16 protein-coding genes are annotated in these 12900 nt (G+C 73.0%); 7 read left to right on the top strand and 9 right to left on the bottom strand.

Annotated features, from left to right (window positions below; translation table 11 throughout):
• Positions 1-30: 30 nt before the first annotated feature.
• The 6 genes from WCD41_RS20230 to WCD41_RS20255 form a co-directional block, all read right to left on the bottom strand.
• On the bottom strand, positions 31-597 hold the full coding sequence (locus tag WCD41_RS20230; RefSeq protein ID WP_337715681.1) for a DUF3558 family protein: 567 nt from the start codon (positions 595-597) through the stop codon (positions 31-33).
• Positions 594-935 carry a hypothetical protein gene (locus WCD41_RS20235; protein WP_337715683.1) on the bottom strand — a complete coding sequence of 114 codons (342 nt, stop codon included), beginning with the start codon at positions 933-935 and terminating at the stop codon, positions 594-596. Before WCD41_RS20235 ends, WCD41_RS20230 begins: the two co-directional genes overlap by 4 nt.
• A 208-nt stretch (positions 936-1143) precedes the next feature.
• The gene (locus WCD41_RS20240; protein WP_337715685.1) at positions 1144-1698 is read right to left on the bottom strand and encodes a DUF3558 domain-containing protein; all 555 of its coding nucleotides are present in this window, start codon (positions 1696-1698) and stop codon (positions 1144-1146) included.
• Positions 1695-2036, bottom strand: coding sequence for a hypothetical protein (locus WCD41_RS20245; protein ID WP_337715687.1), 342 nt, complete (start codon positions 2034-2036; stop codon positions 1695-1697). Before WCD41_RS20245 ends, WCD41_RS20240 begins: the two co-directional genes overlap by 4 nt.
• 90 nt (positions 2037-2126) lie before the next feature.
• Positions 2127-2777, bottom strand: coding sequence for a response regulator (locus WCD41_RS20250; RefSeq protein WP_373695161.1), 651 nt, complete (start codon positions 2775-2777; stop codon positions 2127-2129).
• Entirely contained in the window at positions 2774-3916 is a 1143-nt protein-coding gene (locus tag WCD41_RS20255) for a sensor histidine kinase (protein WP_337715691.1), read from the bottom strand. The genes WCD41_RS20250 and WCD41_RS20255 overlap by 4 nt, the downstream gene beginning before the upstream one ends.
• Before the next feature lie 131 nt (positions 3917-4047).
• On the opposite strand from WCD41_RS20255, the gene WCD41_RS20260 reads away from it, so the two are divergent.
• The gene (locus WCD41_RS20260; protein WP_337715693.1) at positions 4048-4725 is read left to right on the top strand and encodes a VC0807 family protein; all 678 of its coding nucleotides are present in this window, start codon (positions 4048-4050) and stop codon (positions 4723-4725) included.
• Here the strand turns inward: WCD41_RS20260 and WCD41_RS20265 are convergent.
• Genes WCD41_RS20265 through WCD41_RS20275 form a run of 3 tightly spaced genes read right to left on the bottom strand, consistent with a single transcriptional unit; the run spans position 4637 to position 7200 of the window.
• On the bottom strand, positions 4637-5422 hold the full coding sequence (locus WCD41_RS20265) for a MerR family transcriptional regulator (RefSeq protein WP_337715695.1): 786 nt from the start codon (positions 5420-5422) through the stop codon (positions 4637-4639). The two genes, WCD41_RS20260 and WCD41_RS20265, sit on opposite strands and share 89 nt — an antisense overlap.
• Before the next feature lie 51 nt (positions 5423-5473).
• Positions 5474-6505, bottom strand: coding sequence for an S-adenosylmethionine:tRNA ribosyltransferase-isomerase (locus tag WCD41_RS20270; RefSeq protein WP_337715697.1), 1032 nt, complete (start codon positions 6503-6505; stop codon positions 5474-5476).
• Positions 6502-7200 carry an SDR family NAD(P)-dependent oxidoreductase gene (locus WCD41_RS20275; RefSeq protein WP_337715699.1) on the bottom strand — a complete coding sequence of 233 codons (699 nt, stop codon included), beginning with the start codon at positions 7198-7200 and terminating at the stop codon, positions 6502-6504. The genes WCD41_RS20270 and WCD41_RS20275 overlap by 4 nt, the downstream gene beginning before the upstream one ends.
• Before the next feature lie 93 nt (positions 7201-7293).
• Here WCD41_RS20275 and WCD41_RS20280 point away from each other — a divergent pair, with 93 nt between their 5' ends.
• The 6 genes from WCD41_RS20280 to WCD41_RS20305 all read left to right on the top strand — a co-directional run bounded on the left by WCD41_RS20280 (position 7294) and on the right by WCD41_RS20305 (position 12894).
• Positions 7294-7791: a hypothetical protein gene (locus WCD41_RS20280; RefSeq protein ID WP_337715701.1), complete on the top strand. Its 498-nt coding sequence runs from the start codon at positions 7294-7296 to the stop codon at positions 7789-7791.
• A gap of 53 nt (positions 7792-7844) precedes the next feature.
• Positions 7845-8735: a LysR family transcriptional regulator gene (locus WCD41_RS20285; RefSeq protein ID WP_337715702.1), complete on the top strand. Its 891-nt coding sequence runs from the start codon at positions 7845-7847 to the stop codon at positions 8733-8735.
• 60 nt (positions 8736-8795) lie between these two features.
• Complete coding sequence (locus WCD41_RS20290; RefSeq protein ID WP_337715705.1) at positions 8796-9887, top strand: hypothetical protein; 1092 nt, start codon at positions 8796-8798, stop codon at positions 9885-9887.
• 11 nt (positions 9888-9898) lie between these two features.
• A complete protein-coding gene (locus tag WCD41_RS20295) occupies positions 9899-10795 on the top strand; it encodes a fumarylacetoacetate hydrolase family protein (RefSeq protein ID WP_337715707.1) in 897 nt (298 codons plus the stop codon).
• On the top strand, positions 10795-11736 hold the full coding sequence (locus WCD41_RS20300) for an MBL fold metallo-hydrolase (RefSeq protein WP_337715709.1): 942 nt from the start codon (positions 10795-10797) through the stop codon (positions 11734-11736). Before WCD41_RS20295 ends, WCD41_RS20300 begins: the two co-directional genes overlap by 1 nt.
• Before the next feature lie 90 nt (positions 11737-11826).
• Positions 11827-12894: a glycosyltransferase gene (locus WCD41_RS20305; RefSeq protein ID WP_337715711.1), complete on the top strand. Its 1068-nt coding sequence runs from the start codon at positions 11827-11829 to the stop codon at positions 12892-12894.
• Positions 12895-12900 lie beyond the last annotated feature (6 nt).

Genomic DNA, 12900 nt, shown 5'->3' on the forward strand with positions numbered 1-12900 from the left:
CCCGTGTCCGGGGGACACGGGTCGACGGAACTACTTGCCGGGGAGGGGTGGGAGGGCGGCGACGATCCGCATAGCGACCCGTTGCGCGCGGCCGCACGGGTCGTTCGGCCGACCGTCTGGACCGAGCTCGTACTCGGAGTAGTTGAGGACGAAGCCTTGGTCCTCGGCGGTGCCGACGGACACGGTGCACGACACGCTCTGCTCCGAATTCTGTTCAACGACCGCCGGCAGACCGCCCACGTCCACCGAGCGGAAGATCGGAAACAGCCGGGTGCGGTACGTCTCGACGAGCACATCGCGGGAGCCGGCGACGATCAGTGCTGCGTACCTCTGGCGTCCCGGACCCTCACGAGCGCAGGAATTCTCACCGACTGCCAGGGTCCGCCTCTGCGCTGATCCGGCGAACCCGAGTTCGTCCCATTCGCCCGAGCTGAGCGGACCAGCGCATGGGTCGCCCGCGAAGGGACGAACATCTCTGGGCGCTGAGATGTTCGGGGCCCCGAACCGCTCGTCCGGCATCGGCGTGGGCGGAGCAGGGCTCCTGCTGCACCCCGACATCACGATCAGAAGCAGCAGAACGACCGCAGTCCTTTTCATGGCGCCCGACGGAGAGCTGCGCCGATGTCGTCATCACCTCGTTCGTACTCGGCGAAGCCGGCACGAAGCGCATCGATGAGCCGGTTGATCTCGTCGATTCCTGAGGCCACAGCATCTATCATCGAGTTCGGGCCACCGACGGCCCGAGCGCTCAGCACCTGCGCCGCGTCGATGGTGACCTGGTCGCGCGTGGGCGGAACGATCCGACCCAACCCGGCCACTTCGTCTCTGATCGCCTCGAGCTCACTGCGCGCCGACTCCAACTCCCGGATGGCCTCCGGCGCCCGGGACATGTCGACCTCGAACCTCCCGCCGCCGACGGGCACCGGCTGGGTCACGACGACACCCCCTCCGCGCTCGGCCGACGCCCCGTCACGCTAGCGACAGGCGACGCCGCGCGGGTCCGGATCGGCGAAGATCGAGGATCTGGTGACGATCGCTGTCAGATGTGACTGCGATCGTCACCCGAATCGGATTCTTCTGGTCGCGTCGGCCCGGTGGGTGCCCGTCGAGAACCCGTGTCCTGGGGACACGGGTCGGGTGGGGCTACTTGCCGGGGAGGGGTGGGAGGGCGGCGACGATCCGCTCGGCGACCTCTTGCGCGCGGGCGCAGGGTTGCGATGACAGGCCACCCGAAGCCGCGGCCTGGTCATCCAGCGTCACGATGAAACCCTGATCCTCCTGAATGCCCACCGTGATCGTGCACGACGCTGATTCCGCGGACGCTTGTTCACGTACCGCCGGGAAGCCAGCGACAGCGGACGGTTCGAAGATCGCGAACCTCCGGAGGCGGTAGGCGTCGGCGAGCACGTCGCGGCCCGAGAAGATGATCGCGCTCGCGAACTGGCTGTCGTCAGGAGCGGTCCATCTACAGGATCGATCGCCAGACGCCACCGTGCGCTGCTCTCCTGGTGAGCTGAAGCCGGACTCGCTGACGGCGTCGTCGAGCGCTCGGCAAGGATCAGAAGCCACCACGGTGACGTCACGCCCGCCCGGTGGCACCGGGGCTCCGGCCCGAGGGTCGGGTGCCGCTGGCGGTGATGGCTGAGAGCAGGCGGCAACAACAGCAAGAAGCAGCACAGCGACCAAGAGCCTGCTCACGACTCGCGGGCCAGGCTCGCCCGCACCTGCTCGTCCGACTCTCGGTACCTCGCGAATCCCGCCCGGAGCGCCTCGATCATTCTCGTCACTTCGGCGATGCCGCTGTCCAGAGCTTCCATGAAGGAGCCGGGTTCGCCGCTCGCCTTCCGTGAGAGGACGCGCGCGGCATCCTGGGTCACGCGATCGAGCGTCGGTGCCACAACGTTCGAGAGGCTCAACGCGTCGTCTCGAATACTGCGGAGCTCGCTACGAGCCTGCTCGAGTTCCCGGATCGCCTCCGGCGCCCGGGACATGTCGACCTCGAACCTCCCGCCACCGACGGGCACCGGCTGGGTCACGACGACACCCCCTCCGCCCTCGGCCGACGCCCCGCCACGCTAGCGACCGGCGCCCTCCCGCGGGTCCGGATCGGCGAAGATCGCGGACCTTCACCGCTCCGCGTCGTGGACCAGCAGCGCGATCTGGGTGCGGTTCTCGAGGTCGAGCTTCGCGAGCACGTGCGACACGTGCGCCTTCACCGTCGACAGGCTCATGTACGCCTCGGACGCGATCTCGGCGTTCGAGCGGCCCCGCGCGATGGCGACCGCGACGTCGTACTCCCGCTCGCTCAGCTCGCGCAGGGCCTCGCGAGCACGCTCCCGATCGCTCGAGTCGGCGCCGGCCTGCTCCATGAGCCGCCGGGTGACCGCCGGCGAGAGCATCGGGTCGCCTGCGGCCACGCGCTGGACGGCCTCGACGATCTGGGCGGGCGGGGTGTCCTTGAGCAGGAAGCCGCTCGCGCCGGCGCGCAGGGCGTGCAGGACGTTCTCGTCGCTGTCGAAGGTCGTCAGCACCACCACCTCGGGCGGGTCGGGGCGCTCGCGCAGCCGCTTCGTCGCGGCGAGGCCCCCGACGCGGGGCATCCGCAGGTCCATGAGCACCACGTGCGGAGCGTGGGCGTCGACGAGGGCCGGCACCTCGTCGCCGTCGGTGGCCTCGCCGGCCACGCGGATGCCGTCCGCCCCGTCGAGCATCATCGTCAGGGCGCCGCGCACGAGCGCGTCGTCGTCCACAACGAGGACGCGGATCTCCGAGCTCACGCCGGCCACGGTAGTTCCGCGCGCAGGCGGAAGTCGCCGTCCGGCGTCTCCCCGTGATCGAGCCGACCGCCCACGGACGCGGCTCGCTCGCCGAGGCCGACGAGCCCGGTGCCGCGGCCGTCGGAGGTCGACGGCCCCATCGGCAGCCGGTTGCGGACCTCGACCCGCAACGCCTCCCCCGGCGTCCCCTCGACGCTCACCCGCACCGGAACGCCCGCCGCGTGCTTGCGCGCGTTGGTGAGCCCCTCCTGGACGATCCGGTAGGCGGTCCGGCCGAGGGTCTCGGGGACTCCGTCCGGCGCCGACCCCGACAGCGAAACGGACAGCCCCGCCTCCCGCGACTCCGCGACCAGCGCAGGCAGGTCCGCGAGCGTCGGCTGCGGCGGCGCCTCCCCGTCGACGCCCTGCAGCTCGTCCGCGCGCAGCACGCCGATCACCTCGCGGAGCTCCTCCAACGCCTGGTGCGCGCCGGCCCGGACGACGCCGGCCGCCCGGGCGATCTGCTCGGCCGGGGCGTCGGGCCGGTACTCCAGCGCGCCCGCCGACGCGGCGACGAGGGAGAGACGGTGCCCGAGGACGTCGTGCATCTCCCGAGCGATCATCACGCGCTCCTGCCGGCGGGCGGTGGCGATCCGCTCGGCCTGTTCCTCCGCCGCGCGCTGCTGTTCCTCGACGCGCGCCGCCGCGCGCAGCCGCGCCAACGCACCCCAGGCGACGAGCGCGGCGTGCGTGACGACGTCGATCACCAGCAACCAGCCGTAGGGCAGACCGGGGATCGGCCGGACGAGGCCCTGGGCGGCGTGCGCAACCGCGCTGACCGCCCCGACCGCCATCGCGGTGGCCAACGGCCGGACCGTCGCCACCCGCAGCACGCCGATCGTCGCGGCCGGGGTCGCCGCCGGCGAGAACGCCGCCAGCACGGCCATCGCGAGCGCACCGGCCACGGGTCGGCGCAGGAGCAGCGGCACCAGCGCCACGGCGACGAGCGTGGCCGCGGCGTCCACGGCCGTGGCCACGGTCGAGGCGCGGGTGTCCGTCCTGCTCACCAGGGTGAGGCCACCGAGGACGATTACCGCGGCCCCCGTCGTCCCGGCGGCCCACCGCTCGGCACGCCGGTCGGGCGGGCTGCTCGGATGCACGGAGCAGGACACTAGGTCGGCGCTGCGGCGGGCACATCCGACCGACGACCAGGCCCACCGGTACCGACGGCCAGCCGCCCCGGCCCCGCGCCCGACGCGGCGTGGCGGCGCTCCGGGCGACGCTCACCGACATGAGGCCCGCCGTCGCCACCGTCCTGCTCGACATCGTCGGCCCGCTGGTCGTCTACTACGCCCTCCACGCCCTCGGTGTGGACGACGTCGTCGCCCTCGCGGCGAGCGCCCTGCCGCCGCTGGCCCACCTCGTCGTCACCGGGCTGCGCGACCGCCGGCTGCCGCCGATCGCCGTCCTCGCGCTGATCGCGCTGGTCGCGGGCCTCGTCGCCGCACTCGTGGCGGGCAGCCCCCGGGAGCTGCTCGCCCGCGACGCGTTGATCAGCGCACCGCTCGGCCTGTGGATGCTCGCGACGCTCGTGCACGGCCGACCGTTCTGCTTCACCGCCACACAGTCACTGCTCCCCCACCGCGCCGAGCGCATGGAGAGCCTGTGGACGACCGACGCGGCCTTCCGGCGGGTGTGGCGGGCGATCACGGCGGCGTGGGGCGCGGTCGGGCTCGCCGACAGCGCCCTGCGGGTCGTGATGGCGTACACGCTGCCGGTGCCGGTGGTGCCGGCGCTCGGCACGGCGCTCGGCATCGTCAGCGTCGTCCTGCTGCAGGTCCCGACCCACGTCCTGCTCCGGAAGGCCGGCTACTGGTCGGTCATGTTCCCTGCCGCGCCGCATTCGCGTGGACCGCGGAGTGCACGTACTGCGCCAGTCCCGTCGCCTGGTCCTCGTAGGTCTTCGTGAACCGCTCGTCGGTCACGTACATCTCGGAGATGCAGGCGTGGAGCTCGGGCGAGCAGTCGTAGAACCACCGCGTGATGTGCTGACGATGGCTCTCGGCGACGTCCACGGCGACCTCGCCCTCGGCGGGCTCGCCGGCCTGCAGCGCCGCGACGAACCGGGCGTTGATCTCGTCGCCCTCCGCCTTGATCGCCTGCCAATCGGCCTTCGTGTACTGCGACGTCCGCTGCTGCGACTGGCGCCATGCCTCGGTGTCGCCCCAGCGCTCCTGCGCCTCCTGCTGGTACTCCTCCTTGAAGCCGTCACCGAACAGCTCCCGCTGCTCGTCGGGCGTGAGCTGGATTCCGGACACTTCTGCCTCCAGGGCTCGGTCGATGGCCGTGACGAGCTCGGCGAGCTCGTCCAGCCGGGACATGACCTCGACCCGTTGCCGGCGCAGGTGCGCGGCGACGTCGGCGGAGGGGTCGTCGAGGAGGAGCGCGACCTCCTCGAGCGCGAACCCCAACCGCCGGTAGACGACGACGTGCTGCAGGCGCATCAGGTCGTCCTCGGTGTAGAGCCGGTACCCCGCCGCACTGCGACGGCTCGGGCGCAGCAGCCCGATCTCGTCGTAGTGGTGCAGGGTCCGGACCGTCACCCCGGAGCGTTCGGCGACCTGCCCCACCGTGAAGGTGGTCGTCCCCGCTGCCGTCTCGGTCATGGGACCACCGTGAGGCCTCTCGTCGCGTGAGGGTCAAGCCCGATTCCCACGTTAGGGCAGCAGCAACGTCGAGTCCCCGAACTCGTGCCAGAGGTAGCGACCGTCGACCGCCGCCGCGTAGGCCTCCCCGACGAGCGCGGGACCCGCCACCGCCTCCAGCAGCGCGAGGTGGCTCGCCTCGGGCTCGTGGAGCCCGGAGATCAGGCCGGTGACGGTGCGGGCCGGTCGGTGGGCGCCGAGGACGAGGTCGGTCCACCCGTGTCCCGGGGACACGGATCCGCCGGGAGCGGCGACGGTCTCGAGCGCCCGCACGACCGTCGTCCCGACGGCGACGACCCGCGACCCGGCGGTGTGCGCCGAGTTCACCAGCCGCGCCGTCGCCGCCGGCACGACGTAGGGCTCGGGCGTCGGCGGCTCGTGCTTCTCGGGGCTCGACACCCCGGCGTGCAGCACCAGCGGCGCGACCGTGACCCCCCGCGCCATCAGCCGCACGAGGAGACGCTCCGAGAGCGGACGACCGGCGCTCGGCATCTCCGCGCTGCCCGGTTCGGTGGCGTAGACGGTCTGGTGGTCCGCGAGCGGGAACCGGCCGGCGAGGTGCCCGTAGGCGATCGGCCGGCCGTGGGTCGCGAGGTAGCCGGCGAGCCCGACGGGCGGCCACGGCCGCGCCCGCCACAGCCGCCGCGGCGCGTGCTCGTCCGGGTAGGGCGCGACGAGGGTGAGGACCAGCCCGGGCGGGCCCAGCCGGTCGCCGGCCGCGACGTCGGTCTCGGGACCGTCCGGCCGCCGCGGCTCGACCACCCAGTCGCCGTCGTCGAGGGCGTGCGCGACGTGCAGCGTCATCGTCCGGCCGTCGTGGTGCCGGACGTCGAGCGCGGCCGGGAGGGTCGCGGAGGTGTTGACGACGAGCATGTCGCCGGGGTCGAGGACGTCGTCGAGCTGGTCGAACCGCCGGTGCTCGATCGCTCCCGGATGTGCGACGAGCAGGCGGACGCCGTCGCGCGCGAGACCACGGTGCTCCGGGGGATCGTGGGCTTCGGCGCCGGGCGGGAGGACGAAGCGGATGGACGACGCGACGATCACGAGGTCACCGCCGGGATCAGGTCGGCGGCGCGGTAGCGGCCGCTCGGGTGGTCGCCGTCGACGAGGGCCCGCAGGGCGGGGACGACGGTCTCGGGCTCGGGGCGGTCGCTGATGTCCTCGCCCGGGAAGGCCTCCTGGTGCATGACGGTGCGCATGTCGCCGGGGTCGACGACGTGCACCCGCCACTGCGGGTTCTCGATGGCCAGCACCGCACCGAGGTGCTCGAGTGCGGCCTTCGAGCTGCCGTACCCGCCCCAGCCGGCCATGGCCTCGGCGCCCGCGTCGGAGGTGATCGCGACGATCCGGACGCCCGGCCGCAGGAGCGGACGCAGGGTCTGGACGAGCCCGAGGGGCGCCAGGACGTTGACGCGGTAGACCTGCTCGAGCACGTCGAGGGGGTAGTCGGCGAGCTCCGGCTGCGGGCTCGGGCCGAGCAGGCTCGCGTTGAGGACGAGGAGGTCGAGGCCGCCGAGGTCGTCGACGGCCTCCGCCAGCTCGGTGCGGTGGGACGGGTCGGCGACGTCGCCGGGCACGGCGACCACGCCGGGGAGGCCGGCGACCGCGTCGGCGAGCTGATCGCCGTGGCGGGCGTCGACGACGACCCGCCAGCCGTCGGCGGCGAGGTCGGCGGTCAGGGCGCGCCCGAGTCCGCGCGAGGCGCCGGTGACGAGGGCGGTGGGCTGCTGTTCGGTCATGCACTCGACGGTGCGACCTGGAGAAAGGTCGAGGTCAAGCCAATCCTCCGGAACCGCCACTGCGCCGCGCTGCTGCGTGCCAGCCTCGCGAGCGTGGCGGACGGGTACGCGGTGGATCTCGACGCGCTGCACCGTGCGGCGCAGGGTGTGCGGTGGCCACCCCGTGGTCCTGCGGACCGCGGCGCCACCTACCGGCCTGCCGAACGGAGACCAGTGGAAGATTCACCGCCCCCGGAACTGACCGACGACGACGGTGCCGCCGAGATCCTCCTACGCGGTCTCGACGACTGGGTGAGTCTGGCCGAAGCACGATCCCTCGTGAGCCTGGCCGAGCCCGGCAGTCCGGCCGAGGTCCGCGAGGCGACGTTGCGCGCGATGACGTTGCTCGTCGAACACGACCTCGCCCGGCTCGGCGAGCTCGATCCACGCTTCGTCCCGTGGCCGCTGTCGAAGGAAGACGGTCTGCAACGCGTCCGGCGAGAGTGGTGGGACCCCGAGCGAGACCTCGTGCCCGGCAACGTCGTCTGGATCGACAACACACCGGTCGGCGACGAGGTGGCACGGTCGATCGAGGCTGCCCGCCGGTCCTGACCCGTTCCTCCCGCCCGCCTCGCGCAGTAGCGTCGCTGGTCACGGAGGCGGGCATGGACATACGAGAACTCCGCTATGTGGTCACCCTCGCGGAGGAGCGGCACTTCCGGAAGGCGGCGGAGCGCCACTACATCGCTCCGCAGGCCTTCGGCCGGCATGTCCGCGCCCTGGAGAAGGAGGTCGGCGCGCGGTTGTTCGACCGCACGAGCCGGCGAGTGCACCTCACGCCCGCGGGGGCGCGGCTGGTCGAACGGGCCCGGGAGGTGCTCGCCCGCGTCGACGACCTCGCCGCCGCGGTCCGCGACGCCCCACCCGCACCCGACGACGCCGTGGTGCGCGTCGGCATCCTCGGCTTCGGGGCGGCCGACCGCTGGCCGGACCTCCGCGAGCTCGTCCGCGCCCAGCTGCCGGGGCGCACGCTCGTGCACATCGAGCTGGACTGGGACACGCAGTACGAGGCCGTGCGCGACGGCGAGGTCGACGTCGCCGTGATCCACGACGTCGGGCCGGTGGAGGGCGTGCGCCTCGACCGCCTGTTCAGCACGCCGCGCGTGGCCGTCGTCCCGAGCGCGTCGCCGCTCGCCGACGCCGACCGTCTCGAGGAGGACGACGTCGACGGCTGGGCCTGGGTGGGCGTGAACGGCCGCCACCCCGGCCTCGGCGCCTGGGCCGGCGTCACGGGACAGGCGTCGCGGCGCAGCCCCGTCGTCCGCACCCCCGCGGCGATCCCGGCCGCCGTCGCGACCTCGGGGATGCTCGGCGTGCACGGCGAGCTCGCCCGGCGCTTCTTCCCCCGCCCCGACGTGTGCTTCGTGCCGCTGGCGGGCGAGGACGCCCAGGTCTCGGTGGCCACGCGGGCCGGCGACGACTCCCGGACCGCGGTCGCGTTCCGCCAGGCGGCGGAGCTCGTGTCAAGCGTCGATCGGAACCGAACCGGCACGTGATCCCCGGCACGGACCGCGCCACGGTGAGCACGACGACCCCGACGACGTGGGAGGCCCGCCATGCCGCGCCGACTCAGCGACCACTTCGGCCACCTGTTCCCGACGACCTCTGTGGGTTCCTACCCCCGCCCGAAGTGGAACACCTTCGACCTCGGTGGCGAGGACATCCGGGTGGCGATGCGCCGCGGTGACTTCGCCGAGGCCTTCAGCGACGGCGTGCGCGCGATGATCGGCGACCAGGTGGACGCCGGCATCGACCTGCCCACCGACGGCCACCTCTGGTACGACCGCCACGAGGGCTTCATCTCCTCGTTCCTGCTCTACCCCAGCTACCACCTCGACGGCATCACCGTGGAGCCCGAGCCCAACCATCTGACCACGCTGCTCGGCCGCGAGGGCACCGCCGCGTTCGCGGGCACGTGGAACGAGGTCGCCGTCGACGGGCCGATCGGCCGCGGCACGATGCACCTCGCCGACCTGTGGAGCGCCGCGCGCAAGGTCAGCCCCCGCACCGTGAAGTTCTGCAGCGGCATGGGCCCGACCAACCTCGGCGGCTGGCTCACCGACCGCCACTACGGCGACAAGAAGGCTCTCTACAACGACCTCGCCGACGCCTACAACGCCGAGTTCAAGGACGCCGTCGCCGCCGGCGTCGAGATCCTCCAGCTCGACGACGTGGGCTTCACCCTCCACCAGCCCGACGACTACCCCCTGATCGTCGAGACGCTGAACCGCGCCCTCGACGGCGTCGACGCCCTCAAGATCTTCCACATCTGCCACCTCGGCAGCGGCGCGCAGATCGGCATCACGCCCTACGCCGGCTTCCACGAGCTGGTGGCGAACGACCTGCAGGTCGACGCCGTCGAGTACGCCTTCGCCGAGACCCTCTTCCCCGACGACGACTTCGCGCTCTGGTCGCGCTTCCCCAGCGACAAGGGCATCGGCGTCGGCTGCATCGACATCAAGCGCCTCGTCGTCGAGACGCCCGACCACATCGTCGCCGGCGTCAGCAAGGCACTCGAGCACGTGCCGGCCGAGCGCGTGCACCTGACGACCGACTGCGGCATGTTCTCCCTGCCGCGCCCGCTCGCCCGCGCCAAGCTCGAGTCGATGAGCCTGGCCGCCGAGCAGCTGCGCGCCGAGTTCGGCTGAGGGGAGCAGCGTTGCGCTGGAGCACGTACCGGACGAGCGACGGTGACGAGCAGGTCGGCCTCTGGCGGGGCGACCGGCTCCACCCCGTGCCAGGGGCGTCGTCGCTGCTGGAGCTGATCGCCCGCGAGCGGCTGGCGACGGCGGCGGAGGAGGTCGGCGAGGCGATCGACCCGGGCACCGTCACCCTCCTCCCGCCGATCCCCCGCCCGCCGTCGATCCGCGACTTCATGGCGTTCGAGGAGCACGTCGTCACCGCGAGCGCCGCGATCGGGCTGACGGTCGACCCGCTGTGGTACGAGCAGCCCTGCTTCTACTTCACGAACCCGTCGTCGCTGCGCGGCCCGCACGACGAGGTCCCGGTGCCGCCCGGGAGCGGGGCGCTGGACTACGAGCTCGAGATCGCCGCGGTGATCGGCCGGGAGGGCCGCGACGTCGCCCCGGCCGACGCGGGCGACCACATCGCGGGCTACGTGCTGTTCTGTGACTGGAGCGCCCGCGACCTGCAGGGCACCGAGATGAAGCTCAACCTCGGCCCGGCCAAGGGCAAGGACTTCGCCTCGAGCTGCGGGCCGTGGATGGTGACCCCCGACGAGCTGGTGCCGACGGCGGCGATGGCGGCGTCGGTGAACGACCGTCCCTGCAGCGCGGGGCGTCTCGACGCCCTGTACTGGAGCTTCGCCCAGATGATCGCCTACGCCTCGCGCGGCACCCGGGTGGTGCCGGGTGACCTCATCGGCTCCGGCACGGTCGGCACCGGCTGCCTGCTCGAGCTGTCCCGGGTGCACGGCAGCGACGCCTACCCGTGGCTGCAGCCCGGCGACCACGTCCACCTCGAGGCCGAGGGGCTCGGCGCCATCGACGCCGGCATCGTCCCGGGTCCCGATCCGATTCCGCTGAAGGAGGCGTGATGAGCTCCCGCCACGACGACATCACCGTGCCCGGGCCCCCGCGGTGCGAGGAGGTCTCCGACGGCATCCACGCCTACATCCAGCCCGACGGCACGTGGTGGATCAACAACACCGGGTTCGTCGTCGGCCCGCAGGGCGTGATCGCGGTCGACGCGTGCTCCACCGAACGTCGCACCCGGGCGTTCCTCGACACGATCGCCTCGGTGACCGACCGTCCGGTGCGCACGCTGGTGAACACCCACCACCACGGCGACCACACCTTCGGCAACGCGCTGTTCGGCGGCGCCGCGATCGTGGCCCACGAGAAGACCCGCAGCGAGGCGATCACGTTCGGGCCCGCCCGCGAGCTGCCGTACTGGGAGAACCCCGAATGGGGCGACGTCCCCCTCGACCCGCCGTTCGTCACGTTCACCGACCGCGTCGCCGTGCACGCCGGCGACCTGCGCGGCGACGTCCTCCACGTCGGCACCCCGGCGCACACGACGAACGACTCGATCGTCTGGTTCCCGGAGCGCTCGACGCTCTTCTGCGGCGACCTGATCTTCAACGCCGGCACACCGTTCCTGCTCATGGGCTCGGTGCACGGCGCGATCGACGTGCTCGAGAACGTCATCGCCCCGCTCGGCGCGCAGACCACCGTCCCCGGCCACGGCCCGGTGTTCCACGACCGCGCGCCGCTGGACGCGACCCTGGACTACCTGCGCTTCGTCCTCGACGTCGCCGAGCGGGGCCGCGCCGCCGGGGTGCCGCCGCTGCAGGCCGCGCGCGACACCGACCTCGGCCGCTTCGCCGACTGGCCGGACGCCGAGCGCATCGTCGGCAACCTGCACCGCGCCTACGCCGAGCTGGACGGGCTGGAGCGCGGCGGGCCGATCGACGTCTTCGCGGCGCTCGACGAGATGGTGACCTACCACGGCGGCCCCCTGACCTGCTTCGCCTGACTCCTATGTGAGCGAACTTTGGGCCTATAGCCCAGAACTTCGCTCACATGGGGCGGGGTTGAGCGGGCCGCCGGTCGGGGAGCCGCAGCGGTGCACACGCTGCGGATCCTCCCCGACCTGCGGAGCTCGGTCGTGGAGTCGATGCCCGCGGGCCAGGAGCTGCTGTTCACCTCCCGACGCACCGACGCCGACGCCGCCCTGCTGGCCCGACCCGACGTTCGCCCGTTCACCTGGCGCGCGCTGCGGCACGCACTGCGGGACCCGGACCTGGAGGTCCTCGAGGTCGCCGAGCCGCTGTGGCTGGGCGAGTGGCGGCGAGCGGTGCGGTGTATCGCGGCGGCGAAGGCGGTGCGCGTGCTGCGCCGACGGCCGGTGGCCGTCGCGACCTACGCCATCGAGAACGCCGACGCCCGGGAACGCCTGCCCACCAGGGCCGGCCGGCTGCGGCTCGGCCTCTCGCTGCTCCTGCTCGACGCCATCGTCTTCGGGACCACCGGCGCGTCCGAGAACTACCTCCGGACGTTCGGGTGGGCCCTGCGCCGGGTCCGCCACACGGTCCTGACGCCGCAGCTCGACGCCTGCAGCGTGTGCCCGCCGACCACGGCGCCGCGCGAGCCGGTCGTGCTGTTCCTCGGCACCCCGAGCGAGCGCAAGGGGTTCCCGACGCTCATGCGCGCCTGGGAGCTCACCGGCGCCGCGGACCGGGGCTGGCGGCTCGTGGTGGCCGACCCGAGCGGGGCGGCGTCGGGGGACCTGCCCGCCGCGGTGTCGGTCACCGTCGACCCGCCCCGGCCCGCCGTGCACGAGCTGCTGCGCACGAGCGCGGTCGTGGCGATGCCGTCGGTGCGCCGGCCGGGGTGGCGCGAGCAGATCGGGCTGCCGCTGGTGGAGGGCCTGACGCACGGCTGCCGGGTCGTCACGACGCCCGAGACGGGTCTCGCGCCGGACCTGCTCGACCATCCGCTCGTGTTCTTCACCGAGCCGGGCGACGCCGAGAGCCTCGCCGACGGCCTGCGGCGGGCGATGGACGGCCGGTCCGGCGTGACCTCGGGACCTCCCGGGCACACGAAGACCGACGTCGTCGCCTGGTGGCGGGCGTCCGAAAACGCCCTCGCGACGAGGGAACCGTGCCACGCTGAGCTGCGTCGAACCCGGTGAGGAGGG

The sequence above is a fragment of the Actinomycetospora aeridis genome (assembly GCF_037400275.1).
Classification (GTDB): Bacteria; Actinomycetota; Actinomycetes; order Mycobacteriales; family Pseudonocardiaceae; genus Actinomycetospora; species Actinomycetospora aeridis.